At 64.9% G+C, this 25,753-nt stretch carries 27 protein-coding genes; 7 read left to right on the forward strand and 20 right to left on the reverse strand.

The genetic code is table 11. From position 1 onward, the window contains the following. Positions 1–11: 11 nt before the first annotated feature. The 5 genes from UB31_RS21355 to UB31_RS21375 all read right to left on the reverse strand — a co-directional run bounded on the left by UB31_RS21355 (position 12) and on the right by UB31_RS21375 (position 3,929). Positions 12–353 (reverse strand): integration host factor subunit alpha, encoded by a 342-nt coding sequence (locus UB31_RS21355; RefSeq protein ID WP_028171641.1) that lies wholly within the window; start codon positions 351–353, stop codon positions 12–14. 134 nt (positions 354–487) lie between these two features. After that, positions 488–1,468, reverse strand: a complete 981-nt coding sequence (locus UB31_RS21360) for a beta-ketoacyl-ACP synthase III (RefSeq protein WP_045012295.1) — start codon at positions 1,466–1,468, stop codon at positions 488–490. Then, positions 1,465–2,526: a phosphate acyltransferase PlsX gene (gene plsX, locus UB31_RS21365; protein ID WP_045007958.1), complete on the reverse strand. Its 1,062-nt coding sequence runs from the start codon at positions 2,524–2,526 to the stop codon at positions 1,465–1,467. The genes UB31_RS21360 and plsX overlap by 4 nt, the downstream gene beginning before the upstream one ends. 291 nt (positions 2,527–2,817) lie before the next feature. Next, entirely contained in the window at positions 2,818–3,381 is a 564-nt protein-coding gene (locus UB31_RS21370) for a YceD family protein (RefSeq protein ID WP_045012296.1), read from the reverse strand. After that, the gene (locus UB31_RS21375) at positions 3,378–3,929 is read right to left on the reverse strand and encodes a ubiquinol-cytochrome C chaperone family protein (protein ID WP_045012297.1); all 552 of its coding nucleotides are present in this window, start codon (positions 3,927–3,929) and stop codon (positions 3,378–3,380) included. The genes UB31_RS21370 and UB31_RS21375 overlap by 4 nt, the downstream gene beginning before the upstream one ends. Before the next feature lie 98 nt (positions 3,930–4,027). Here UB31_RS21375 and UB31_RS21380 point away from each other — a divergent pair, with 98 nt between their 5' ends. After that, positions 4,028–4,513, forward strand: a complete 486-nt coding sequence (locus UB31_RS21380) for an outer membrane protein assembly factor BamE (protein WP_045012298.1) — start codon at positions 4,028–4,030, stop codon at positions 4,511–4,513. Positions 4,514–4,643: 130 nt separating this feature from the next. Continuing rightward, positions 4,644–5,645: a Bug family tripartite tricarboxylate transporter substrate binding protein gene (locus tag UB31_RS21385; RefSeq protein WP_045012299.1), complete on the forward strand. Its 1,002-nt coding sequence runs from the start codon at positions 4,644–4,646 to the stop codon at positions 5,643–5,645. A 276-nt stretch (positions 5,646–5,921) separates the two neighbouring features. Here the strand turns inward: UB31_RS21385 and UB31_RS21390 are convergent, their stop codons facing one another. From UB31_RS21390 to UB31_RS21450, 13 genes are all read right to left on the reverse strand, one after another. Continuing rightward, positions 5,922–8,042, reverse strand: a complete 2,121-nt coding sequence (locus UB31_RS21390; protein WP_045012300.1) for a sodium-translocating pyrophosphatase — start codon at positions 8,040–8,042, stop codon at positions 5,922–5,924. A gap of 268 nt (positions 8,043–8,310) precedes the next feature. Continuing rightward, positions 8,311–8,916, reverse strand: a complete 606-nt coding sequence (locus UB31_RS21395) for a hypothetical protein (protein ID WP_045012301.1) — start codon at positions 8,914–8,916, stop codon at positions 8,311–8,313. A 74-nt stretch (positions 8,917–8,990) separates the two neighbouring features. Beyond that, complete coding sequence (gene thiL / locus UB31_RS21400) at positions 8,991–9,983, reverse strand: thiamine-phosphate kinase (protein WP_045012302.1); 993 nt, start codon at positions 9,981–9,983, stop codon at positions 8,991–8,993. Positions 9,984–10,121: 138 nt separating this feature from the next. Next, positions 10,122–10,619 carry a transcription antitermination factor NusB gene (gene nusB / locus UB31_RS21405; RefSeq protein ID WP_045012303.1) on the reverse strand — a complete coding sequence of 166 codons (498 nt, stop codon included), beginning with the start codon at positions 10,617–10,619 and terminating at the stop codon, positions 10,122–10,124. Positions 10,620–10,621: 2 nt separating this feature from the next. Beyond that, on the reverse strand, positions 10,622–11,113 hold the full coding sequence (gene ribH / locus UB31_RS21410; RefSeq protein WP_045012304.1) for a 6,7-dimethyl-8-ribityllumazine synthase: 492 nt from the start codon (positions 11,111–11,113) through the stop codon (positions 10,622–10,624). Between the two features lie 122 nt (positions 11,114–11,235). Beyond that, entirely contained in the window at positions 11,236–11,859 is a 624-nt protein-coding gene (locus UB31_RS21415) for a riboflavin synthase (protein ID WP_045012305.1), read from the reverse strand. Position 11,860: 1 nt separating this feature from the next. Then, positions 11,861–13,009, reverse strand: a complete 1,149-nt coding sequence (ribD, locus tag UB31_RS21420; RefSeq protein WP_045012306.1) for a bifunctional diaminohydroxyphosphoribosylaminopyrimidine deaminase/5-amino-6-(5-phosphoribosylamino)uracil reductase RibD — start codon at positions 13,007–13,009, stop codon at positions 11,861–11,863. Continuing rightward, on the reverse strand, positions 13,006–13,488 hold the full coding sequence (gene nrdR, locus UB31_RS21425) for a transcriptional regulator NrdR (protein WP_045007969.1): 483 nt from the start codon (positions 13,486–13,488) through the stop codon (positions 13,006–13,008). Before nrdR ends, ribD begins: the two co-directional genes overlap by 4 nt. 41 nt (positions 13,489–13,529) lie before the next feature. Beyond that, the gene (gene glyA, locus UB31_RS21430; RefSeq protein WP_045012307.1) at positions 13,530–14,828 is read right to left on the reverse strand and encodes a serine hydroxymethyltransferase; all 1,299 of its coding nucleotides are present in this window, start codon (positions 14,826–14,828) and stop codon (positions 13,530–13,532) included. A 271-nt stretch (positions 14,829–15,099) separates the two neighbouring features. Continuing rightward, positions 15,100–15,321 carry a hypothetical protein gene (locus UB31_RS21435; RefSeq protein ID WP_045007971.1) on the reverse strand — a complete coding sequence of 74 codons (222 nt, stop codon included), beginning with the start codon at positions 15,319–15,321 and terminating at the stop codon, positions 15,100–15,102. 37 nt (positions 15,322–15,358) lie between these two features. Then, positions 15,359–15,595 (reverse strand): hypothetical protein, encoded by a 237-nt coding sequence (locus UB31_RS21440; RefSeq protein ID WP_045007972.1) that lies wholly within the window; start codon positions 15,593–15,595, stop codon positions 15,359–15,361. Positions 15,596–15,792: 197 nt separating this feature from the next. Continuing rightward, on the reverse strand, positions 15,793–16,311 hold the full coding sequence (gene ldtR / locus UB31_RS21445) for a transcriptional regulator LdtR (RefSeq protein ID WP_007603420.1): 519 nt from the start codon (positions 16,309–16,311) through the stop codon (positions 15,793–15,795). A gap of 381 nt (positions 16,312–16,692) precedes the next feature. Continuing rightward, the gene (locus tag UB31_RS21450; protein ID WP_045007973.1) at positions 16,693–17,196 is read right to left on the reverse strand and encodes a DUF6163 family protein; all 504 of its coding nucleotides are present in this window, start codon (positions 17,194–17,196) and stop codon (positions 16,693–16,695) included. A gap of 123 nt (positions 17,197–17,319) precedes the next feature. Here UB31_RS21450 and hemB point away from each other — a divergent pair, with 123 nt between their 5' ends. The 3 genes from hemB to UB31_RS21465 all read left to right on the forward strand — a co-directional run bounded on the left by hemB (position 17,320) and on the right by UB31_RS21465 (position 20,120). Continuing rightward, on the forward strand, positions 17,320–18,381 hold the full coding sequence (hemB, locus tag UB31_RS21455) for a porphobilinogen synthase (RefSeq protein ID WP_045007974.1): 1,062 nt from the start codon (positions 17,320–17,322) through the stop codon (positions 18,379–18,381). A 291-nt stretch (positions 18,382–18,672) separates the two neighbouring features. Further along, on the forward strand, positions 18,673–19,224 hold the full coding sequence (locus UB31_RS21460; RefSeq protein ID WP_045012308.1) for an RDD family protein: 552 nt from the start codon (positions 18,673–18,675) through the stop codon (positions 19,222–19,224). 119 nt (positions 19,225–19,343) lie between these two features. Beyond that, entirely contained in the window at positions 19,344–20,120 is a 777-nt protein-coding gene (locus UB31_RS21465) for an arginyltransferase (RefSeq protein WP_045007976.1), read from the forward strand. Between the two features lie 105 nt (positions 20,121–20,225). On the opposite strand, the gene UB31_RS21470 is transcribed toward UB31_RS21465, so the two are convergent. Then, a complete protein-coding gene (locus UB31_RS21470) occupies positions 20,226–21,578 on the reverse strand; it encodes an Nramp family divalent metal transporter (RefSeq protein WP_045012309.1) in 1,353 nt (450 codons plus the stop codon). 169 nt (positions 21,579–21,747) lie between these two features. Between UB31_RS21470 and UB31_RS21475 the strand changes: the two genes are divergently transcribed. Next, a complete protein-coding gene (locus UB31_RS21475; RefSeq protein ID WP_045012310.1) occupies positions 21,748–22,998 on the forward strand; it encodes an MFS transporter in 1,251 nt (416 codons plus the stop codon). Between the two features lie 154 nt (positions 22,999–23,152). Here UB31_RS21475 and UB31_RS21480 read toward each other — a convergent pair whose 3' ends face one another. After that, the gene (locus UB31_RS21480) at positions 23,153–24,412 is read right to left on the reverse strand and encodes an adenylate/guanylate cyclase domain-containing protein (RefSeq protein ID WP_045012311.1); all 1,260 of its coding nucleotides are present in this window, start codon (positions 24,410–24,412) and stop codon (positions 23,153–23,155) included. Positions 24,413–24,578: 166 nt separating this feature from the next. On the opposite strand from UB31_RS21480, the gene UB31_RS21485 reads away from it, so the two are divergent. After that, positions 24,579–25,736 carry an MFS transporter gene (locus UB31_RS21485; RefSeq protein WP_045012390.1) on the forward strand — a complete coding sequence of 386 codons (1,158 nt, stop codon included), beginning with the start codon at positions 24,579–24,581 and terminating at the stop codon, positions 25,734–25,736. Positions 25,737–25,753: the final 17 nt, after the last annotated feature.

The raw sequence follows: 25,753 nt of genomic DNA on the forward strand, positions 1-25,753 counted from the left end.
TTGGAGCGCGGTTACGCCTCCGGTTGAACCTTGCTGCCGTCGCCATTGGTGCGGTGCTGGGCATTGATCCGCTGCTTCAGGATCGCCGACGGCTTGAACACCATAACCCGGCGCGGCGAGATCGGCACCTCGGTGCCGGTCTTCGGATTGCGGCCGATACGCTGACCCTTCTTGCGCACCATGAAGGACCCGAACGAAGAGAGTTTCACCGTCTCGCCCTTCTCCAGGCAGTCGGTGATCTCCTTCAGCACGAGTTCCACGAAGGCAGACGATTCCGTGCGCGACAGGCCCACCTTCTGGTAGACGGCCTCGCAGAGATCAACACGCGTTACGGTTTTACTTGTATCGGTCATCGCCCTGCCCCACATCACGGCGAACAATTGTCGTCTGAAATTATGAGCTTACGATACGGCGGTCAACAGCGCTCATCAATGCAGACGCATCGATTATCCGCGTCAATTCGGGCAAAATTTTATCGACTGTGGCCTTACCAGCGCACGAGCGCGGAGCCCCAGGTGAAACCGCCGCCCATCGCTTCCAGCAAAACCAGGTCGCCGCGCTTGATGCGGCCGTCCTTGCGCGCCACCGACAGCGCCAAGGGTATAGAGGCAGCCGAGGTATTGCCGTGACGGTCGACCGTCAGCACCACCTTCTGCGGTGCGATATGAAGCTTGTGGGCGGACGCGTCGATGATTCGCTTGTTGGCCTGGTGCGGCACGAACCAGTCGATGCTTTCGGCGTCGTGGCCGGTCGCCTCAAAGGCATCGACGATCACGTCGGTGATCATGCCGACGGCGTGCTTGAAGACCTCGCGGCCCTCCATGCGCAGATGGCCGACGGTCTGGGTCGAGGACGGTCCGCCGTCGACGAACAGCTTGGCCTTGTGGCGGCCGTCGGAGCGCAGATGCGTGGTCACCACGCCGCGGTCGGTTGCGGCTTGGCCCGGCTGCTCCTGCGCCTCCAGCACGACCGCGCCCGCGCCGTCGCCGAACAGCACGCAGGTGCCGCGATCGTTCCAGTCGAGGATGCGCGAAAAAGTCTCGGCGCCAATCACCAGCGCGCGTTTGAAGGCGCCGGTGCGCAGGAAATTGTCGGCGGTCGCAAGCGCGAACACGAAGCCCGAGCACACCGCCTGAAGGTCGAAGGCCGCGCCGTGGTTGATGCCGAGCCCATGCTGCACGGCGACCGCGGTCGCAGGAAACGTGTTGTCCGGCGTCGAGGTCGCGAGCACGATCAGGTCGATCGACTGCGCGTCAAGGCCAGCATCAGTGAGGGCTGCCTGCGCCGCCTTGATCGCGAGATGCGAGGTGAACTCGCCGTCGGCCGCGATGTGCCGCTCGCGAATACCGGTGCGCTGCACGATCCACTCGTCGGAGGTGTCGATGCGCGTCGCCAATTGGGCATTGGTCACCACCTGCTCCGGCAGGTAGGCACCGCAGCCCAGCACGACCGAACGAATTTTGGTCACGAAACAGCCTCCTGCGCGGTCTGCACGGAATTGAGTGCACCACCCTCGCGGTTGAGCATCTGATTGATCTTGTTCAGGAGATCGAATTTGACCATCTCATAGCCAACATCGATCGCATAGGCAAAGCCTTCGGCATTGATTCCGCCGTGGCTCTTGACCACGACCCCGTTCAATCCAAGGAACATCCCACCATTGGACTTGTTCGGGTCCATCTTGTTGCGCAGGGCCTGGAAGGCGCCGCGGGCGAAGAGATAGCCGAGCTTGGACATCCAGCTCCGCTGCATCTCGTGTCGGAGCAGTTCGGCCATCTGGCGCGCGGTTCCCTCGGCCGCCTTGAGCGCGATGTTGCCGCTGAAACCTTCGGTGACGATCACGTCGGCCAGCCCCTTGCCGATGCCGTCGCCCTCGACGAAGCCGATATAATCGAGCTCCGGCAAGTTCATCGCGCGCAGAATTTCGCCGGCCTCGCGGATTTCCTCGTGGCCCTTGATCTCCTCGGTCCCGATGTTGAGCAGGCCGACCGTTGGGCGCGGCTTGCTGAACAAGACGCTGGCCATCGCAGCGCCCATGACCGCGAGCGAGACCACATGATGCGCATCGCCGCCGATGGTGGCGCCGAGATCGAGCACGACAGACTGCCCGCGCATCGTCGGCCATATGCCCGCGATCGCCGGGCGGTCGATGCCGGGCAGCATGCGCAGATGGAAGCGCGACATCGCCATCAGCGCGCCAGTATTGCCGGCGGAGACCGCGACATCCGCCTCGCCCTTCTTCACCGCATCGATCGCAAGCCACATCGAGGAGGTCTTGCGGCCACGCCGCAGTGCCTGGCTCGGCTTGTCCTCCATGCCGACGGCAACGTCGGTATGGATGATCCGGGAGACGGCCTTGAGCTGGGGGTGACGATCGAGCTCGGGCTCGATCCTGGCGCGGTCCCCGACCAGCAGGAACTCGGTCTCGCGGTGCCTGCCGAGCGAGACGGCAGCGCCTGGAATGACCACGGCGGCGCCGACGTCGCCCCCCATGGCGTCAAGCGCAATACGAACCTTGCTTGGCATCTAGATCCCGGAAACCTGGTCTGGCGCGGTCGTCAACTGGCGGGACCGCGAAATGGGTTCGCCATGGATATGACGACCGGCCAAGCGCGACGACGCACCCCGACCGGGGCGCGACAATAGCGTTTTGTGGTCCCGAAACAACCTCTTGCCCCCAGGCTTTTGGATTGAGGGCGATCCGGCCGCGAGTCCCAAAAATCGCGTGAAATATATAGAAATCAGATAGATAAGACGATCTCTCAATCCGCCTCGCGGCCTCGACGCAAAAACGTTCCCGCGGGAGGGACGCCCGAGCTACTCGCCTTTATTCTTGTCCTGCAGCGCCTTTAATGCCGCAAAGGGATTGTCCTCGGGGTCGGGAGCGGTGACCTCCACCTCGAATACGGCACCCGGCTTGCGCGGATAGGGATCCACCGCCAGGAACAGCGCGTCGGTGGCGAGCCGGCCAAGGTCGATGATGCCGTTGACGATGGCCTCCGGCGGATCGGCGACCTCGGGTGGCTCCTTATCGTCCTGCCCTTCCTCAATCAGGTCGGCCAGCCGCCGCGCCTCGGCCTCGGGCGCGAATATCAGGTCGATCTCCTCGTCGATCTCGCTCTCGATCGGATCGAGCGTCACCACGCAGGTCTGGCCGACCCGGGCACGGACGTGGCCTGTGACATGGACCCGGCCGCCGCTCTTCGGCACGACGTCGAAACTGGCATGGATCGACGGGACCTCGCGGAGGCCGGCGACCTCGGCGACCGCCTGACGCTCGGCGGCGGAAGCCTCAAGCTCCCGGTGCAGGCCGGTATCGGGAATATGCGCGACCATCACGGGAGCGCGCCAGGGGTCGGGTCCGGTCATCGGTCGGTTCATGGCGTCACATCCTTCGCAATTGGCGCGGGAAACTCGAAGGATCCGAGCAGCAGCGCCGGTTCGCCGGTCAAGCCGAGATTCGCCTCCGCGGCCTGCGCGTAAGCGGCGAGCCGCCGCGCCCGATCCATCGCAGCGCCATTCAAGATATTCTTGCAGATCGCCTGCGCCAGCGCTTCGGCCCCGGCATCGATCGCCTGGTCATAGGCCTGGACGCGGCCATAAAAGGCCTCGCCGAAGGCCCGCATCCGCTTTGGGACGGTCTGGTCCCCCACACCCATCTCGCGCAGATTATCGTCCATGTCCTCGCAAAAGCGGTCGAACAGGGCCTGCGACAGCTCTACGGCGCCCGGGGCCGTCCGCAGGCGCCGCAGCAACAGCCAGAGATGCAACAGCAACAGGTCGAAACGGCCATTAACCGTATCGGGCACGCCCAAGTCCCGGTAAAATATGGGTTCTCGCGCCTGCGTCACGATCATGCCATAGATGGCCTCAATGGTGCCGGCCGGGGCTAGCCGGGGTTTCCTGAAGTGATTGAACGGCCAAAGCATTGTGGTTTCCGCAAGCGGGCGCGCGCGAGTTGCATTCAGAGCCCCCGCCCGGTACTTCAGCGCCTCGCGCGACGCAAGGGGACGGAATCAGTTCCGCAATGACCATAACGAACCAGACCCGCCTGCGCGCCTACAGACCGCGCGGCCTTCATTCGCGCTGGCGCGCTTTGCGCCTGCTCGCGGCCGTGACCCTGGTCGGCGCGGCGCTCGCCGGCTGCACCGGTGAGCAATTCCAGAAGGGCTACATCCTGCCGCCCGGCGCGCTCGAGCAAATTCCGATCGGCGCGAGCCAGGATCAGGTGCTGATCGTGATGGGCACGCCCTCCACCGTCGCCACGCTGGATGGCGAGGTGTTTTACTACATCTCGCAGCGCTCCGAGCGCGTGGTCGCCTTCATGAACCAGAAGCTGGTCGATCAGCGCGTGATCGCGATCTATTTCGACAAGAACCGGCGCGTGCGCCGGCTTGCGAATTACGGCCTCCAGGACGGCAAGATCTTCGACTTCATCAGCCGGACCACGCCGACCTCGGGTCAGGAGATGAGCTACCTCGCACCGCTGTTCAAGCTGCTCAGCTTCAACTGAGGCCTTGAGCTGAGGTTTGCACCTGCGGCGTCGTGCCGCTCTCCGCGCGGCACTTGCCGTCGCGTGCGACTTGCCGTTGTGCACCGGGTTCCCTACCCTCTCTGCAAAACAAGAAGCAGGGAGTGGATTCGTGTCCAAGAAGTTTCTGTCCCGTCGTCGCGTGCTCGCTGGTGCTGCCGGCCTGTCGGCCGCAGGCATCCTGCCGCGATCGAGCCTCGCTGACTGGAAGCCGACCGAGAATATCCGCGTCATCGTGCCGGCCGCAGCCGGCGGCTCGACCGACGTGATGGGCCGGCTGCTCGCCGCCCATCTCCAGTCCGCCTGGGGCCAGACGGCGGTCGTGGAGAATCGCTCGGGCGGCGGCGGCACCATCGGGACGGCCGAGGTCGTCCGCTCCAAGGCCGACGGCCACACCATCCTGATCGGCAATCCCGGTCCGAACGCGATCGCCTACAGCATCTTCAAGAACCTCACCTACAAGGCGGACCAGCTCCAGCCGGTCTCCAACATGATTCGGATCCCGAACATCGTCTCGGCGCATCCGAAGACCGGCATCAAGTCGATCGCCGAGCTGATCGCCTTCCTCAAGGCCAATCCGGACAAGCTCAGCTACGCCTCCTCCGGCGTCGGCCAGAGCCCTCATCTCACCGGTGCCTGGTTCCTCCAGCTTACCGGGCTGAAGATGACGCACATCCCGTTCCGCGGCGCGGGCCCCGCGCTCCAGGCTGCGCTCGCCGGCGACATCCAGGTCCTGTTCGACAATCTCTATCCGAGCCTTCCGCAGGTGCAGAACGGCACGCTCAACGGCCTCTGCGTCACCACGACCGAGCGCAGCGACCTCGCACTGAACCTGCCGACCATGCGCGAGAGCGCGCCGGAGCTTGCGAATTTCGACATCTCGTCGTGGTTCTCAGTATTCCTGCCGAAAGGCGTCCCCGCTCCGGTGCTCGACGCGCTCAATCTTCAAGTGAAGGCAATGCTTGAGCGCGAGGACATGAAGAAGCAGATCGTCGCCATGGGTGCCCGCGCCGACTACGGCACGCCACAGCAGTTTTCCGACTTCGTGGACGCCGAGACGAAGAAGTTCGCCGGCATCATCGAGAAGGAAGGCTTGCAGATGGATGTGCAGTAGCCTGCCCTTCGTGCGGCGCAGGGGACTTGAACCAGTTGAAGGCGAAGAGGACGGCCGCCGCCAGCGCGACCGCCAACATTGTGCGAGGCCCGGATTGCCGGGCTCCTCTTTGCGCCTTGCCGCAAGTCGGACAGACGGTGTCGGCCGCCAACATGTCGCAGCCGCACCGCATACATTTGGTCGTCTCGAACGTCATGGCGACGGTCCCCTGTAAAACAGACAACAAAAAACCCGCGGCTTGCACCGCGGGTTTGTCGCAGGACACGTGTCCCAGGTTCAGTGTGCCAGGATTGCCAGCAGCAGCAAGGCCACGATGTTGGTGATCTTGATCATCGGATTCACGGCAGGACCGGCGGTGTCCTTGTAGGGATCACCGACGGTGTCGCCGGTCACCGCCGACTTGTGGGCGTCACTGCCCTTGCCGCCGTAATGACCGTCCTCGATGTACTTCTTGGCATTGTCCCAGGCGCCGCCGCCCGAGGTCATGGAGATCGCGACGAACAGGCCCGTCACGATCACGCCGAGCAGCATCGCGCCGACCGCCGAGAACGCCGCCGACTTGCCGGCCGCACCACCGCCCGCGATGACGTAGATCAGGAAGTAGACGACGATCGGCGACAGCACCGGCAGCAGCGAGGGGATGATCATCTCCTTGATCGCCGCCTTGGTCAGCAGGTCGACCGCCTTGCCGTAATCCGGCTTGTCGGTGCCCTGCATGATGCCCGGCTTCTCGCGGAACTGCCGGCGCACCTCCTCGACGATCGCGCTCGCCGCGCGACCGACCGCAGTCATGCCCATCGCGCCGAACAGATACGGCAAGAGGCCACCGAACAACAGGCCGACAACCACGTAGGGATTGTTGAGCGAGAAGTCCGGATTGACGCCGGCGAAATAAGTGTGGTGCGCGGAGTCCGCAATGAAGAACTTGAGGTCCTGATTGTAGGCCGCGAACAGCACCAGAGCACCGAGACCGGCGGAGCCGATCGCGTAGCCCTTGGTCACCGCCTTGGTGGTGTTGCCGACCGCGTCGAGCGCATCGGTCGACTTGCGCACCTCTTTCGGCAGTCCCGCCATTTCGGCAATGCCGCCGGCGTTGTCGGTCACCGGGCCGAAGGCGTCGAGCGCGACGACCATGCCGGCAAGTGCGAGCATGGTGGCGGTCGCGATCGCGATGCCGAACAGGCCGGCCAGGCTGTAGGTGACGAGGATGCCGGCGATGATGACGAGTGCGGGCAGCGCGGTCGACTCCATCGAGATCGCAAGGCCCTGGATCACGTTGGTGCCGTGGCCGGTCACCGACGCGGCCGCGATCGATTTCACCGGACGATAATCGGTGCCGGTGTAGTACTCGGTGATCCAGATGATCAGCGCGGTGACGACGAGGCCGACGATTCCGCATTCGAACAGCGACATGCCGGTATATTCGACGCCGTCGAGCTTGCCGAAGCCGATCAGGGTGTAGATCACCCCTGCGATGCCGACCAGCGACAGGACGCCGGTGGCGATCAGGCCCTTATAGAGCGCGCCCATGATCGACTGGCTCGGCCCGAGCTTCACGAAGAAGGTGCCGATGATCGAGGTGATGATGCAGATGCCGCCGATGGCGAGCGGCAACGTCATCATGTTCATGAGGATCGGCGTCTTGGCGAAGAAGATCGCCGCGAGCACCATGGTGGCGACCGCGGTCACCGCATAGGTCTCAAAGAGGTCGGCGGCCATGCCGGCGCAGTCACCGACGTTGTCGCCGACGTTGTCGGCAATGGTGGCCGGATTGCGCGGATCATCCTCGGGGATGCCGGCCTCGACCTTGCCGACGAGGTCGCCGCCGACGTCCGCACCCTTGGTGAAGATGCCGCCGCCGAGACGGGCGAAGATCGAGATCAGCGAGGCGCCAAAGCCGAGCGCCACCATGGCGTCGACCACGGTGCGGCTGTCAGGCGCAAGCTTCAGCGAAAAGACCAGGAAGCCGAAGTAGAGCGTCACGCCAAGCAGCGCGAGACCGGCGACCAGCATGCCGGTGATGGCACCCGCCTTGAAGGCGAGCTCGAGACCGCCGGCCAGCGATGTCGTCGCGGCCTGGGCGGTACGCACATTGGCGCGAACCGAGACGTTCATGCCGATGAAGCCGGTCGCCCCCGACAGGATGGCGCCGATGGCAAAACCGATCGCGACGTAGATCCCGAGGAAATAGACGAGCAGCACGAAGATGACGATGCCGACGATACCGATCGTGGTGTACTGGCGCCGCAGGTAGGCCTGTGCGCCTTCGCGCACCGCCGCTGCGATCTCCTGCATGCGCGGAGACCCCGCATCCGCACTCAAAACCGAAGACGTCGCCCAGATCGCGTAGACGACGGAAAGCACTCCGCAGAGCACAATCAACCATAATGCTGTCATGTGATTTTTTGCCTCAGATCCTTGATGTACGTACCCCCGGCGCCTTTGTTTTTCCGTTGTGCGGTGCGGCGCCTTTATGTTGAACAGGGCCGCCCCTTGCCCGAAGGGGCGGCCCTAGTCGGCCACAAGCTTGCCAAAATCAGAATGCGGGTGCAACGCCGTAAGCGGCCGAAAAGGCCGATCTCGGCAGGTATTTAGGCTATGGGCAGGATCGTCGCGTCGTCCCGGGAAATGGCCCCGGAACTGTCCGTCAACGGACACCGCTCGCCTAGGCCGCCGATCTCACGGGATGGCGAGACGTGGACGCGACCTCGATGGTCTGACCGTCCGGCATCGTTCGCGTGGTCGCGACCTTGATCTCATAGACAGCGCCGCCGGGACCGGGCTCCGTCCGCACCGTGATCACCTGTTCAGGGGTCACTGGGCCGAGCGGGACATCCTGGTCGGGCAAAACGAGGGTCGCCAGCTCATTGACGAAAACGACGACATACATGCCTTTCGGCATGTTCTTCTTCGACCACTGGCGCAGGTGGTCGTGATAGGGCTGCCGGCTCCAGGCCGACGGCAGGCCCGGATCAACCTGGACCTGGATGTTCTGGGTGAGTGGTTGGATGGTGACCACCATCTTCGCCTGATCCGGCTTCCACTGCGCCGGCATGGCCGCATCGGTCCGCCAGAGGCAATTGAAGGCGGCACACTGGTCCGGGAGGTTGTCGTGAATCTTGCAGCCCCGGCCCGGCTTGCATTGCCCGCACCACTTGCCCGCGGCCTTATTGATCTCGGGAACGTTGTAGACCTTGCAGCACAGCGTGCAGCTTCCGCATTCCCTTCCGGGAACAGGTTGCAGCTCACTCGCGCTTGAAGCCGCCGTCATCCGAATCGAATCCGTCAGTTGCGATTGCCGATATTACCCGGCAATGGCGCAAAAGCCGAGGGACCCGCCGCGGATCAGAAATGACTGTAGGACAAGCGCCGCAGCGCGATCTGGCTGCCTTGCGCGTCCACCCATCGCGGCGACTCGCTGCCGGCAATGATGGTGCCGATCGTCGTGACGGCAATACCCACCCGTTCCGCCTCCCGCGCGAACTCGGCGCAGCGCGCCTCCGGAACCGCACACAGCACTTCGTAATCGTCTCCTCCGGACACGAGCTTTTCGAGGCCGGCGGTCGCGAGCGCTGCGGTGGCTGACGGCGATAGCGGAACGTGGTGCGCCTCGATCACCGCACTAACGCCTGAAGCCGCGCAGAGTTTTGCGAGGTCTCCGGCCAGGCCATCGGACACGTCCATCGCGGCGCTGGCGTGATCTCGCACCACGTCCGCCAGCGCGTTGCGCGGTTGTGGAACGCGATAGCGACCGACCAAGTAGTCCAGCGCCGCGCGATCCTGTGCGAGCGCCGCGGCCACCGCGCCGCCAGTGAGCACGTCGAGGCCGAGGGCGGCGTCACCAATTGTCCCCGTCACCAGGATGCGGTCGCCCGGCTTTGCGCCGGTGCGGCCGACCATCCGCCCCCGCGGCACACGGCCGAAAGCGGTGATCGAAATCATCTGCGGCCCCGGCGTCGACACCGTGTCGCCGCCGAGCAGCGGACAGGCGAAGGTTTTCGCGTCATCGCCGAGCGCGTCCGCGAACGGCCTGAGCCAGGCGTCTTCCTTGCTGCGCAGCGCCAGTGTCAGCACAAAGCCGGCCGGCCGCGCGCCCTTCGCGGCAAGATCGGACAGGTTCACCCGCAGCGCCTTGCGCGCGATGGTGTCGGGAGGATCGGTGGCAAGGTAGTGCACGCCCTCGACCACGGCGTCGGTGGTGACGACGATGTCCTCGCCAGATGAGCTCAGGACGGCGGCGTCGTCGACCAGCCCCAACGCGCCGGGGTCAGTCGCCAGCGGCTTGAAATAGCGCGCGATAAGGGAGTCTTCGCCGGAGGGATTGTGTGAGGTCGTCATCGATGTCAGCCCCAACCACCGGCGTCATCGCCCGGCTTGACCGGGCGATCCAGTACGCCGAGACGCCGGATATTTATTACCGCTGCCGCGGAGTACTGGATCACCCGCTTTCGCGGGTGATGACAACGGAATGTGTAACTACCCCCGCCCGAACTCGTCACCGCGAAACTGGCGGCCGATCTGGTCGAGCACGGCGTTGACCATGCCGGTCTCCTCGCGATCGACGAAGGCATTGGCGACGTCGACATATTCGGACACGACGACGCGGCCGGGCACGTCCTTGCGGTGCTCCAATTCGTAGGCCCCTGCCCGCAGCACCGCGCGCAGGATCGCCTCGATCCGCTTCAGCGGCCAGCCCTTCGACAGCGCCTCGTCGATCAGCGGATCGAGCTTCTTCTGGTCGCGCACAACGCCGGAGACGACGTCGCGGAAGAAGGCGGCTTCCGCCGGCAGATATGTGTCGCCCTCAACCTCGTTGCCGAGCCAATGGCTCTCGAACTCGGCAAAGATGTCGTTGATGCCAGCGCCGCCGATATCCATCTGGTAGAGCGCCTGCACGGCCGCGAGCCGCGCCGCGCCGCGCCGGTTCGCTTTCTTCTCAGTGCCAGCCGGCGGCTTTTTGCTGTTGTCGACCATGATCAAGCCCGCGCCAGCCGTCGTTTTATGCGCAGCATCGCAATCGCCGCGCGTGCAGCATCGCCGCCCTTGTTGAGCTCGCTGGCGCGCGCCCGCGCCCAGGCCTGCGCCTCATTGTTGACGGTCAGGATGCCGTTGCCGAGCGGCAGCTTTCGCGCGACCGCGAGGTCCATCAGCGCGCGCGAAGACTCCTGCGAGACGATCTCGAAATGGATGGTGTCGCCGCGGATCACGCAGCCGAGTGCGATCGCCGCATCATAAGGCTTGCCGCTGGCCGCCGCGGCGTCGACCGCGATGGCGATCGCCGCAGGAATCTCCAGCGCGCCGGGAACCGTGATGACGTCATGGGTCAGGCCGGCGGCCTTCAGCTCGGCCACCGCGCCTTCGAGCATCGCGTCCTGGAGATCGTCATAGAACCGCGCCTCGACAATCAGCGCGCGCGCGCCGGAAATGTCGGTCTGGTCCTTTAGGGGTGCGCGCCGCGCGTCAGCCATAGTCAAATCCGTTTTACAGAGGTCGGCGTTATGTAGTCGCAGCGAGGGGGTAAGCCAAGCACGAATGCCAGAGAGATCGTCATTCCGGGGCGAGAAACCAGCCCGGCATGACGGCTACGCCGTCACTTCATTTCCGTCAGCCGCGCCGCATAGCGGGCCATCAAATCGACCTCGATATTGATCTCGGTCCCCGCTTTCCAGCCGCCGATCGTCGTGACCGTCAGTGTGTGCGGGATGATTAGCACCGAAAAGGTTACATCCTTCACCGTATTAACCGTCAGCGACACGCCGTCGAGCGTGATCGAGCCCTTGGTGGCGATGAAGCGCGCAAGCTCTCGCGTCGTCGAGAGCTCGAACCGCGCCATGTCAGGCAGGTCCTCGCGACTGACGATGGTCGCGATCCCGTCGGCATGGCCGGCGACGATGTGGCCGCCGAGCTCGTCGCCGATCTTGAGCGCGCGCTCGAGGTTGAGTTTCGTGCCGACCTTCCAATGCTTCGCGGTCGTCAGCGCCAGCGTCTCGGCGGCGGCATCGACGTCGAACCAGGTCTTCTGAGAGGAATCCTTGCTGCCTTGGACGCCGGAGGCGACGACGGTCAGGCAGACGCCGTTGCAGGCAATTGAGGCACCATCAGCAATGGTGGTCTGATCATAGCGGCAGGCGATGCGCAGGCGATGCAGCTGCCCCTGCGCCACAGGCGTCAGGCTGACGATCTCGCCGATATCGGTGACAATGCCGGTGAACATGTTAGGCGCGCTCGTAGATGGTGAGAGTATCCTTGTCGAATGTTTCGCTAGCATGAACCTTGAACGCCTGCGACTGCGTGATTTTCGACAGGGGCAATGCATCGAGCGCATCGACGCCTTCGGCGCCGACCGCTTCCGCGCCGCGGAACAGCCAGATCTCGTCGACGAGGTCGGCGGCGACGAACGATGCCGCAACACGGCTGCCGCCCTCGACCATCAACCGCGTGATGCCCTTCTCGGCCAGCGCATGCAGCACGGCCGGAAGATCGAGCCCGGAGGCGCTCCCCGGCGGTACGCGGATGATATGCGTGCCAGCAGCGCCAAGCCGCGTCGCGGCCGCGGCCTCCGCAAGCTCCGAGCCGATCGCCCAGAGCGGCGTCTCACGCGCGGAACGCACGAGCCGGCTCGATGCCGCAATGCGCAGGCTCTGGTCGAGCACCACGCGCACCGGCGAGCGCGCCGCCATCCCCGGCAGGCGGCAGGTGAGAAGCGGGTCGTCCGCCAGCACCGTTCCGATACCGACCAAAATGGCATCGCTCGAGGCGCGCAACAGATGCACGCGGTTACGCGCGGCTTCGCCGGTGATCGCGACGGGCTTGCCGCCGGCCGCGCCGATCTTGCCGTCGGGCGAGACCGCGAGCTTCAGGATCACATGCGGGCGCTTGTCACGGATGCGGCGGAAATGCCCGGCATGGTCGAATGCGGCCTCGGGCGCGCACAGGCCGACATCCACCGTGATACCGGCCGCGCGCAAGCGCGCATGGCCCTGCCCGGCGACTTCCGGATTGGGATCCTCGATCGCTGCCACCACCCGCTTGATGCCGGCCGCGATCACCGCGTCGGCGCAAGGCGGCGACTTGCCGAAATGCGAGCACGGCTCGAGCGTGACGTAGAGCGTGGCGCCGCGCGCCGCCTCGCCCGCGCGCCGCAGCGCTTCAGGCTCGGCATGCGGCCGTCCGCCGGGCTTGGTCCAGCCGCGACCGATGATCACCCCATCCTTGACGATGACGGCGCCCACCGCCGGGTTCGGCCAGGTGCGCCCCTGCCCGCGCTTCCCCAACGCCAGCGCAAGCTCCATGAAGCGTCGATCGGCGTCCTTAGAGTCGCGGGCCTTCTGCGCAAATTGATCTTCCAGGATACGGAAGATCATTTGCGTACCGTTGCAAGCCGCGCTTCCTCCTCACCGGAGAGCTCGCCGAGCACATCGGCGAAGTCCTTGGCCTCACGGAAATTGCGATAGACGGACGCGAAGCGCACATAGGCGACGTCGTCGAGCGTGCGCAGATGCTCCATCACGGTCTCGCCGATCACCTCGGAGGAGATCTCGGCCTCGCCGCCGGTCTCGAGCTCGCGCACGATGGTGGACACCATCTTCTCCACGCGCTCCGGTTCGACCGGACGCTTGCGCAAGCTGATCGACACCGAGCGCATCAGCTTGTCGCGGTCGAACGGCACACGGCGGCCGTTGCGCTTGATGACAGTGAGCTCGCGCAGCTGCACGCGCTCGAAGGTCGTGAAGCGGAAATTGCAGGCGACGCACACGCGCCGCCTGCGGATCACGGAAGAGTCCTCGGTCGGACGCGAGTCCTTTACCTGCGTATCGAGACTGTTGCAGTTCGGGCAGCGCATCCGTTTACCTTGACCAGTTCACTTACCAGTTTACTTGGACCTTACTGATAGATCGGGAACCGGTCTGTGAGCGCCTTGACCCGTTCCTTGATCGCGGCTTCCACCAGCGGCGCCTTGCCGTCGGATGACTGCGCGATCGCATTCAGGACCTCGGCGATCATGCCGCCGACCTGCTGGAATTCGGCAACGCCGAAGCCGCGGGTGGTCGCAGCCGGCGTGCCCAGCCGAATCCCCGAGGTGACGAACGGCGACTCGGGGTCGAACGGAATACCGTTCTTGTTGCAGGTGATGGCGGCGCGGACCAGCGCCTTCTCCGACGCGTTGCCCTTCAGGCCCTTCGGCCGGAGGTCGACCAGCATCAGATGGTTGTCGGTGCCGCCGGAGACAATATCGAACCCGTGGCTCTTCAGCGTCTCGGCGAGCGCCTTGGCGTTCTCGACGACGTTCTTCGCATAGACTTTGAAGTCCGGCCGCAGCGCCTCGCCGAAGGCGACAGCCTTGGCCGCGATCACATGCATCAGCGGGCCGCCCTGAAGCCCCGGGAAGATCGCCGAGTTGAGCTTCTTGGTCAGCGCCTCGTCATTCCACAGCATCAGGCCGCCGCGCGGGCCGCGCAGCGATTTGTGCGTCGTCGTGGTGGTGACGTGAGCATACGGCACGGGCGAGGCATGCACGCCGCCGGCGACGAGGCCGGCAAAGTGCGCCATGTCGACCAGCAGATACGCGCCGACCGAATCCGCGATCTCGCGGAAGCGCTTGAAATCCCAGGCGCGCGAATAGGCCGAGCCGCCGGCGATGATCAGCTTCGGCTTGACCTCCTCGGCCTGTTTGGCCACCGCATCCATGTCGATGAGCTGGTCCTCGCGGCGCACGGTGTAGTGCGCGGCCTTGAACCATTTGCCGCTCATGTTGACAGGCGAGCCATGGGTGAGATGGCCGCCGGCCGAAAGATCGAGACCCATGAAGGTGTCGCCGGGCTGGAGCAGCGCCAAGAACACCGCCTGGTTCATCTGGCTGCCGGAGTTCGGCTGCACGTTGGCGAACTTCGCGCCGAACAGCTTCTTGGCGCGATCGATCGCGAGATTCTCGGCGACGTCGACCCACTCACAACCGCCGTAGTAGCGCGCGCCCGGATAACCTTCCGCGTATTTGTTGGTCATCACCGAACCCTGTGCTTCCAGCACGGCACGGCTGACGATGTTCTCGGAGGCGATCAGCTCGACCTCATGGCGCTGCCGGCCGAGCTCGCCCTTGATGGCGGCGGCGATTTCCGGGTCGGCCTGGTCGAGCGGAGCGGTGAAAAACGAATCGGGCGCGGAGGCGGTTTTGGCGAAGGTCATCTTGCGAATATCTCCACCGCCGCAGCCTTTTGGCGGGCTACGGGCGGGTCTGGTGTGGTGATCGGAGCGGCGACCGCGATCTACCACATCACCCGCCCCCGGCCAAGTAGTTGCGGGTCAGGCCTGATATTTATGCAAGATATGGTGGGGATTGACGGATACGGGCGACCCGCGCGTTCACTCGAACCGTCCGGTTTCGCCTTGTCCAGGAAGGGCCGATTTGGACCTTAATGCCGGGTGGAGCCGGCCGATGGTGGCCGGCCGCCCGGTTCTAAAGCCCGGTATAGCCCGCCTTGACCGGGTCCACGGTGCCGTCCAGCTGGCGCAGATAGGTCAAGCCGCACACCGTCAACCTGTGGGTGTCTTTCTCGCCGGCTTCCATCAGGGTGTTCAGGTAGTTCGTCACCTTGGCCCGCGCCTCTGCGCTCGCCGCGGACGTACGGTTGGCGAGCAAATCATAGGTTTGCATGATGCGGTCGATAGCGGCTTCCATAGCACCCTCTGGTTCTCTGAGATTTTGGGAGTTTTGATCAGGCAACCGCTCGGACCTCGGCTTGCGCCTCGAACCTGGTGATGGCCTTGTTGGCCAGCCTGATCTTGTTGAATTCACCGTGCTGGAGCAGCTTGATGATGATCTCGAGCAGGCGCTCATTTGTGACGAGCGTGTCAGGGATCGCGCCGGAGCGGCGAAGATAGTTCGCGGCGATGGCGTAGGCATCGCTCACGAGCTCGACGTTCATAGCCTGCAACCCGCGTTCGATCAGCATCGCATCCTCCGATCCGGAGACATAACCGCGAGGCCGGGAACTGGTTCCGCCAGATCGTCTCATTTTTTTCGCAACCGCGAAATGACAAAACGCACCGGTCCGGGCAGAGCCCGACCGATGCGCTTGGGGAAGTGAGGCACGTTCGCGAGGCTCGCCGGTCTTGTTGGGCCGGCTTGGCCTTCGTCCTTCTTAAAAACTCAGAGCCGATACAGGATCTGGTCGGTCCAGAACCGCTCGAGGCGGTGCAGCGACTTGTTCAGGGTCGAGAACTCCTCGCCCGAGATGCCGCCGACCTGTTCCACGGTCTTGACGTGCTTCTGGTAGAGGGAGTCGACGATGCGGCGGACTTCCTGGCCCTGCGGGGTCAGGCGGATGCGCACCGAGCGGCGATCAACGCGCGAGCGCTGATGATCGAGGAAGCCGAGCTCGACGAGCTTCTTCAGATTGTAGGAGACGTTGGAGCCGAGATAGTAACCGCGCGTGCGCAGCTCGCCCGCGGTCAGCTCCTTGTCGCCGATGTTATAGAGCAGGAGCGCCTGCACCGAATTGATGTCGGCGCGACCACGACGATCGAACTCGTCCTTGATCACGTCGAGGAGACGGCGATGCAGCCGCTCCACCAGAGTCAAGGCTTCCAGATAGAGCGTCTGCACCGAGCCCTGCTGGCCGGAGACGCGTTCCGCGGTATCTGCCGCAGTTGCGACGGCTTTCATCATGACACTTCCCCTGTTGTCGTTTTTATCGACACTTATTCGACGAAACTTGTGTCCCGTCTGATAGGTGCAACTTAAGGGGAGGCGTTTGAAGATCGGCTTAAATAAGAGAATAAAGAGATCATGAATTTAAGACAGTGAATTGCGCATTAAGCCTGTGCCACAAGCACTTTTCGCAACCCTCTGTTGACCGTGGCAAGGTCCTGTTCACCCTCCGTCCGCCCATTCTGTCGCATTCCAGAACAGCGGCGCCCCGTTTCGAAACGCGCGCGTAACAGCTGTGGCGGATCGCGCTAGGTCAATGAAAAGTTACCTCGAATTTTACGCAACGAGTGGTCAACCACGCGCGCGTGAAACGTCTCGTGTCCCGAAGCTGAACATCGACTATGGCGGCCGTTCGCGCGCGGCCATCCAGGCGAGCGCGAGATAGGCTGCGAGCATGAAGGCTTCCACCGCGACGACGACCAGGCTGCCGCCGTAGATGCCCGGGAACATCAACTCGATCACCGCCATCGATACCACGGTGGTGAGCCAAACCACCGCGCCCCAGGGCGTTGCCAGCCACAGGCCGACCGCGGCCACGAGCTCGATCACGGCGAAATAGATGGTCGAGGCCTGCCAGGCCATCGACTGGTTCTCGAACGCCTCGTCCTCGCCGCCGACGAAGCCCGTCACCTGCGCCCAATGGTAGAGGCCCTTGAGGATCGACAGCAGCGCCATCACCCGCAGGAACAGCACCAGTCGGCGCGTCCAGACATTGTCGTCGGACTCCGGGCGCTCCGACGAGATCGCCGCCACCGACATTGCGTTGTCTCTGGCATTGTCTCGGGCGGCGTCCCTGGCATTGGCGCTGTCGCGGGCCGCATCGCGGCTGGAGATCTCGGACATGGCCCCCTTCTGGCTGTTTCGCCCCACAAAATCAATCGGCTGCCATCCTTTGCGGCAGATCAAGCCGCGGTGACGGGAACCACGCGAACTGGTATAAGAATAATTCCAGCCGGAGGAAGAGTGATGGCGATCAAATACGGACGTCCGATCGAACTGCGCGAAGTCGCGCGCGGGACCGGTGCGGGAGCCTCCCCTGCCCTCGATCTGACCATCCGCCCGCGCCGCAACCGCAAGGCCGAATGGGCCCGGCGCATGGTGCGCGAGAACGTGCTGACCACCGACGATTTGATCTGGCCGCTGTTCCTGATCGACGGCAACAACAAGCGCGAGCAGATCGCCTCGATGCCGGGCGTCGAGCGCCTCAGCGTCGACCAGGCCGTGCGCGACGCCGAGCGCGCAATGAAGCTGACGATTCCCTGCATCGCACTGTTTCCCTACACCGACCCGTCCCTGCGCGACGAAGAGGGCTCGGAAGCCACCAACCCGAACAATCTGGTCTGCCAGGCCGTGCGCGCAATCAAGAAGGAGTTTCCCGATCTCGGCATACTCTGCGATGTCGCGCTCGATCCCTTCACCAGCCATGGCCATGACGGCCTGATCACTGACGGCAAGATCTTGAACGATGAGACGGTCGCCGTGCTGGTGCGCCAGGCCCTGGTTCAGGCCGAGGCCGGCTGCGACATCATCGCCCCCTCCGACATGATGGATGGCCGCGTTGCCGCGATCCGCGAAGGGCTGGACCATGCAGGACTGCTCGACGTGCAGATCATGGCCTATGCGGCGAAATACGCCTCAGCCTTCTACGGCCCGTTCCGCGACGCCATCGGCTCGGCCAAGACGCTGACCGGCGACAAGCGCACCTATCAGATGGACAGCGCCAACACCGACGAGGCGCTGCGCGAAGTCGAGCTCGACATCGCCGAGGGCGCCGACATGGTGATGGTGAAACCCGGCATGCCCTATCTCGACGTGGTCCGGCGCGTGAAAGACACGTTTGCGATGCCGACCTTCGCCTACCAGGTCTCCGGCGAATACGCGATGATCGCGGCTGCGGCCAACAACGGCTGGCTCGACGGCGAGCGCGCGATGATGGAAAGCCTGCTCGCCTTCAAGCGCGCCGGCGCCGACGGCGTGCTCAGCTATTTTGCGCCGAAGGCGGCGGAGAAGCTGCGGGCGCAGGGGTAGGCCCCAACGTCGTCCCGGCGCAGGCCGGGACCCATACCGCGTGATCTGTCGACGGCGCGCTGTAGCCGTACCGATGAAGAAATCACTGTAAGTCTTCGCCAAACTCCTCCCTGGGGTTATGGGTCCCGGCCTGCGCCGGGACGACATTGTGGATGTGGCGCGAGCATCGCCGCCCGACCCCCGCCCCCGAATCGCCGGAATATTTCGGCTTGTTAATCCCAGCGCGCCCTTGGCACGGGGATGACATGTTCCCATGTCCTGCCACGGGAGTTTTCCCTGGGAGGACGGACCATGTCGTATTCGGACTCGGGCAATTCAGGCGGCCAGTCGGGCGCCTGGCGCAGTGACGGCGCGGCCCATGCTTACGATCCCTATCTGCATCCGGAACTGTTCCGCGGCGTGGCGACGCGGCGGGTGTTCGCATTCCTGATCGACATGGTCGTGATCTCCGTTCCCGTCATCCTCGGCTACCTCTTCATCGCCGTGTTTGGCGTAGTGACGCTCGGCCTCGGCTGGGCCTTGTTCTGGCTCGCCTGGCCGGCCTCCGTGGTCTGGGCCATCGTCTATTACGGCGCCTGCATCGGCGGTCCCTCGTCGGCTACGATCGGGATGCGGGTGATGGACCTCGAATTGCGCACCTGGTACGGCGCACCCGGCTATTTCGTGCTCGGCGCTACCCATGCCGTGCTGTTCTGGGTGACGGTGTCGTTCCTTTCCCCCTTCGTCGTCCTGGTCGGCCTGTTCAACGGTCGTCGGCGCCTACTGCATGATTTCGTGCTGGGAACAGTCCTGATCAACAACTCCGTCCGTGCGCCCGTGCCTCAAGCCACCAGAACCTATTGATCAAGAACCTATCAACCAGGACCGACTAAGCTGTCTGATCTGACCTGCTGAGCAGACCAATTGACCGGGGGCTTTCGTAGCGCGATGCTGATACTCAGTTCGGAGGCCCACGACGTCCCTTGACCCAGCACTCGCGAGACACCCCCCAATTTTACCTCACGGCGCCCTCGCCCTGCCCCTATTTGCCGGGCCGGCATGAGCGCAAGGTGTTTACGCACCTCGTGGGTGAGCGTGCCGGCGACCTCAATGACCTCCTGACCCACGGCGGCTTCCGCCGCAGCCAATCGATCGCCTACCGGCCGGCCTGCGACCAGTGCCGCGCCTGCGTCTCGGTCCGGGTGGTCGCCAACGAGTTCCGCCCCTCCCGCAACTTCCGCAAGGTGATGGCGCGCAATTCCGACATCATCGGCGAGCAGCGCAGCGCGGTGCCGACCTCCGAGCAATATTCGGTGTTCCGCGCCTATCTCGACTCCCGCCACCGCCACGGCGGCATGGCCGACATGACCGTGCTCGATTACGCCATGATGGTCGAGGACAGCCATGTCGAGACCCGCATCATCGAGTACCGCAAGCGCGGTCCCGACAGCGGCATCACCGGCCGCGGCGAAGAGCTGATCGCGGTGGCGCTGACCGACGTGCTCAGCGACGGCCTGTCGATGGTCTATTCGTTCTTCGAGCCGGGCCAGGTCAGCCGCTCGATGGGGACCTTCATGATCCTCGACCACATCGCCCGCGCCCGCCGGCAAGGCCTGCCCTACGTCTATCTCGGCTACTGGATCGAGGGCTCGAAGAAGATGGACTACAAGGCCCGTTTTCTGCCGCAGCAGCGCTTGGCACCGTCAGGCTGGCTGCGCATCGACGCGCAGGGGGATGCCGCGTCCGAGCCGCAGGACTAGTGCTCTCGTCATGCCCCGCGAAGGCGGGGCGCCTAAGGTTCAAAACAATCGTCTCTGGAATACTGGGTCGTCCGGTCAAGCCGGACGACGACAGCTGTGGTGCCCTCACCCGAACAGCGTATCCACCAGCAGCTTTACGTTCAAAACCACGATCACGCCCGCGACGATCCATGCGATCGCGGCGACCCAAACCGGAATCGCGAACTGGCCCATCTTGCGGCGGTCGGAGACGAAGCGGACCAGCGGGATCACTGCGAAGGGCAGCTGCATCGACAGCACGACCTGGCTGAACACCAGCAGATCGGCGGTGCCTCGCTCGCCATAGATCGCCGTGACGATGATCACCGGCACGATGGCGATGCCGCGCGTCAGCAGGCGGCGTGCCCAGCTCGGCAGGCGCAAATCGAGAAAGCCTTCCATCACGATCTGGCCGGCAAGGGTCGCCGTGACAGTCGAGTTCAGGCCCGACGCGAGCAGCGCAATCGCGAACAGCGTCGAGGCGATGCCGAGGCCGAGCAGCGGCGACAGCAGCTCGAACGCCTGGCCGATCTCGGCGACGTCCGCGTGTCCGCTCTTGTGGAAGGTCGCGGCTGCGACCACGAGGATGGCCGCGTTGATGAACAGCGCCAGCATCAGCGCGATGGTCGAGTCCATCGTCGCCCATTTGATCGCGTCGCGCCGGCCGGTGTCGTTGCGCTCATAGGCGCGCGTCTGCACGATCGATGAGTGCAGATAGAGATTATGCGGCATCACTGTCGCGCCGATGATGCCGATCGCGATATAGAGCATCTCGGGATTGGTGACGATCTCGGTCTTCGGCATGAAGCCGTGCACGACGTCCGCCACCGGCGGCGCCGCGGCCACGATCTGGACCGCAAAGCAGACCGCGATCACCGCAAGCAGCGCCATCACGAAAGCTTCGAGGAAGCGGAAGCCGCGGTTCATCAGGAGCAGCAGCAGGAAGGCATCCAGTGCAGCAAGCAGCGCGCCGCCAATCAGGGGAATGCCGAACAACAGCTTGAGCGCGATCGCGGTGCCGATGACCTCGGCGAGATCGCAGGCGATGATCGCCGCCTCGCAGGCGAGCCAGAGCACGAAGTTCGTTGCAGGCGAATAGGTCGCGCGGCAGGCCTGCGCGAGGTCTCGGTCGGTGACGATGCCGAGCCGTGCTGCCAGCGCCTGCAACAGGATCGCCATCAAATTCGAGAGCAGAATGACCGAGAGCAGAGTGTAGCCAAACTTCGATCCGCCGGCGAGATCGGTCGCCCAATTGCCGGGGTCCATGTAGCCGACCGAGACCAGATAGCCCGGGCCGACGAAGGCGAGCAGCCGGCGCCACCACACCCCCGCCGTTGGGACTGCGACGGTGGCATTCACCTCGGCCAGGCTCTTGATCGTCGGCGCGTCGGTGCGCCAGCCGGCGGCGTTTTGGGTCAGTTCGGGAGATCGGGCATCCATACTGGCACAATACCGGAGTCGAGCCTTATTGCAACTCATTTGCAACTGCATCTAGCCGCATCGGTTCCCGTCGCGGCCCGGTTCTACCCAGCCCTGTCGGGAAGCGGGTGGGTTTGGCCGTCCCCAGAGGCGGATACTGGCGCGAATTCGACTTTGCAGGAAATGAGCCATGTCAACGACGCCCCGCCTCCCCGATACGTTCAATCGCCTGGCCTGGTCCAACCTCGCGGCGCAATCGGCCGAGCAGATCGCGCTGGCCGCAGCCCCTATCGTCGCCGTGCTGACGCTCGGCGGCGCCGAAGGCCAGACCGGCCTGCTACAGACCGCCCTCACCTTGCCCTTCGTGCTGTTCGCCATTCCGGCCGGCCTGCTCGCCGACCGCATCTCGCGCCGCGCGCTGATGGCGGGCGCCGAAGCGCTGCGGGCCGCAGCCCTCGCGGCAATCGTGCTGCTGCTCGCGCTCGGCGCGCTCAATCTCTCGATGTTGGCGCTGCTTGGCTTTGCGGCTGTGTGCGGCACCGTCGTCTACAGCGTGGCTGCGCCGGCGCTGGTGCCCTCGCTGGTGAGTTCGGACCTGTTGCCGGCTGCCAATGCGCGGATTGAACTCGCGCGCACCATCGCCTTTGCCAGTGGCCCTGCTGTGGGCGGCGTGTTGGTCGGCTGGTGGGGCGCGAGCCCCGCCTTCGGCTTTGCCGCCGCGCTTTCGGCCATCGCCGTGGTGCTGCTTTCCGGCATCTACGAGCCGGCGCGCGCCCCGACGCCGCGGCGCCATCCGTTCCAGGACATCCGCGAGGGCGCGGCGTTTGTCTTCCACCACCCGCTGCTGCGGCCGGTGTTCATCACCCAGTTCATCTTCAACACCGGATGGTTCTTGCAGATCGCGGTGTTCGTACCCTACGCCGTGCGCCATCTCGGCCTGACGGCGGCCGGTGTCGGCACCGTGCTGACGATGTACGGCGTCGGCATGGTGATCGGCGCGCTGCTCGCAACCCGCGTGATGAAGCGCATCGCCTTCGGCACCGTGGTCGGCCTCGGCCCGGTCACCGGCTTCGTCGCCGCGGTTGTGATGGCGCTGACGGTGCTGGTGCCATCGCCCTGGCTCGCGGCCTTAAGCTTCTTCCTGCTCGGCGTTGGGCCGATCCTGTGGGTAATCTCGACCACGACGCTGCGTCAGTCGGTGACGCCGCCGCGGCTGTTGGGGCGCGTCTCCGCCATCAACATCATGAGCTACGGCGCCCGCCCGCTCGGCTCGGCGCTCGGTGCCATCGTCGGTGGCTTCTACAGTGCGGAAGCTTGCCTCTATCTCGCGGCCGCCGTGTTCGGCGTGCAGGCGCTGGTGATCTGGCTCTCGCCTGCGGTGGCATTGGATCGGCAGCCGGACATGGTGGGGGACGGCGCGGGCGCGGCGGCGCGGTGTTAATCGCGCTCTCCGCAGTCGTCCTGGCGAAAGCCAGGACCCATTACCCCAAGGAGAAGTTGTCGCGCGAAGCTGCCAACCACGAATCTTCGCAAAACTACAGTCGGTGGTTATGGGTCCTGGCTTTCGCCAGGACGACGATGCGGGAACAGCGAGGCTAGCCCGCCAGATACCGCTCGTAACTCCCCGTCACCGGCTCGCTGCTATCGACTTCCGGATCGAGCGTGTAGAGATCCTGCGCGCGGCCGATGCCGCGCAGCGCGTAGCGGCCGGTGGAAACGAGATAGCGGCGACCGGCGGCGTCGAGGCCCTTGTAGAACTCGGCCGATGCCAGCAGCTCACGGTCAACCGAGCGGCTCATCGAGGCGATGCGGCTGACCTCATTGACGGTCGGGCCGACCACGGTGAAGTCGAGCCGGTCCTCGCTGCCGATATTTCCGTAAAAGACCTCGCCGACATGCAGGCCGATATAGGCCGACGTGATCGGCCGCCCATCGGTCGTCCGGCGCGCGTTCAGCTCGGCAACGTTCTTGCGGGACAGGTGCTCAGCGCGCAACGCGGCGCGGCGCGCGTGCGCCATGTCCTCGCCGGTGAACATCGCCAGCACGCCGTCGCCGATCAGTTTCAGCACGTCGCCGCCGGCGTCGTGGATCGCGTCGATCACGGCCTGCGCATAGTCGTTGAGGAAAGGGATGATCTCGTCGGGGCCGATGCTTTCGCTGATCCCGGTCGAGCCACGCAAATCCGAATACCACAGCACGGCGTTGATGCGCTCGGTAACGCCACGCGAGATGCGGCCGCCCAAAACCTGCTCGGAGGCGCCGCGCCCGAGATAGACGCGGCCGAGCGTGCGCGCGATGTCGACCTGCTGCGCCGACTTGATTGCGAGCCCCAGCACCGGCACGAGATCGCGCAACGCGACGAGTTCCGACTCGGAAAAGCCGCTGTCGCGGCGCGTGGTCCAGCAGGAATAGAGGCAGTCCATCAGTCCGAGCGCGCCGTTCTCGCCGAAGCGATGGACGAAGGCGAGATAATGCTTGTGGCCCTTTTCGGCGAGCTCGCCGAGCTGCGAAAAATCCATCGACGGCGCATCGGCGAGATCGATCACCATTTCGTCGTGGCCGTGCTCGAGCATGTGGAAGAACACCGAGCGGCGCCAGTTCTCGGCCGCATCGCCTTCGGCGGTCGAGCGGTATTCGAACAAATCGCTCTCGTTGCTGGGACGGTCGCTCCAGCGGAAGCCGCGGCCTTCGTAGATCGGGTGCAGCGTGTCGATGACGAGCAGCCCACGCGAGAGTTCCAGCCCCTCGGCGCGGCACCGCTCGCAGAAGCCGCGGAGCAGCTCGTTTTCGGGAAGGCCCGTGAGCCCCTGGCCGGTCAGCCAGTTCATCAGCGCGAGGCGCGAGGTCAATTGCATACGCCATTATGGCGTGCATTCGTGACGAGCGAAAGGCCGCGGGCGGTCGTTGCGCAACCAAGGCTCCCGCTCGCAGCAGATCGAATATGTCGCCGACGCTGTTGACGCGCACGCGCTGCGGGCCGCAAATGCAACCGATGACACCGACGACCAGAAACACCGGGATATGAGCCAGCGCCAGCTTCCGATCATCCTGGCGCTCGGCACCACGCAGACCCTGGCCTGGGCCTCCAGCTATTATCTGCCGGCCCTGCTCGCCGATCCGATGGCGCGCGATCTCGGCGTCTCCTCCAACTGGATCTTTGGCGCCTTCTCGGCCTCGCTCGTGATCTCCGCGCTGCTCGGCCCGCGGATCGGACGGCAGATCGATCTCGTCGGCGGCCGGCAGGTGCTGTCGGCCTCGAGCCTGACGATTGCTGCCGGCCTCGTGCTGCTCGGCATCTCGCAATCGGTGACGGTGATGGCGATCGCCTGGCTCGTGCTCGGCCTCGGCATGGCGATGGGCCTCTACGATGCCGCCTTCGCAGCGCTTGGCCGCATCTACGGCGCCGAGGCGCGCGGCTCGATCACCGGCATTACGCTGATGGCGGGCTTTGCCTCGACCGTCGGCTGGCCGCTCACCGCCTGGGGGCTGGCCCATATCGGCTGGCGCGACACCTGTTTCGCCTGGGCCGCCGCCAACATCCTGATCGGCCTGCCCCTCAACTTCTTCATGCTGCCGGCGATCAAGGGCGCGAAGGAGGCGGCGGCGACGGCAGACAAGCCGCATTTGCCGCTCGACCGCACCATGATCCTGCTCGCCTTCGTCTTTGCCGCGGTCTGGACCGTCACCGGCGCGATGGCCGTGCATTTCCCGCGCATCCTGGAAACAATGGGCGCGACGCATGTCGAGGCGATCGCGGCCGGCGCGCTGATCGGCCCGGCGCAGGTGATCGCGCGCATCCTTGAAGCGAGCGTTCTCTCCCGCTTCCATCCGCTGTGGTCGACGCGCCTCGCCTGCCTCACCCACCCGCTCGGAGCGGCGGTCGTCGCCATCTTCGGCGCGACCGCCGCGAGTGCCTTTGCATTGCTCCACGGCTCCGGCAACGGCATTTTGACGATCGCGCGCGGCACGCTGCCGCTGTCGATCTTTGGCCCAAAGGATTTCGGCTACCGCCTCGGAATCATCGGCGCGCCGGCGCGGATGGCGCAAGCGGTGGCGCCGCTGGCGTTCGGCCTGCTCATCGACGTCATGGGGGCCAAGGTGCTGATGGTCTCGTCCGCGCTCAGCCTCTCGGCGCTGGCCGCCCTGTTCCTGATCCGCGCCGAGCAGCCGTCGGATTGACCGCGCGGCAGCTTTCG

This window comes from Bradyrhizobium sp. LTSP849 (assembly GCF_000938255.1).
Classification (GTDB): domain Bacteria; phylum Pseudomonadota; class Alphaproteobacteria; order Rhizobiales; family Xanthobacteraceae; genus Bradyrhizobium.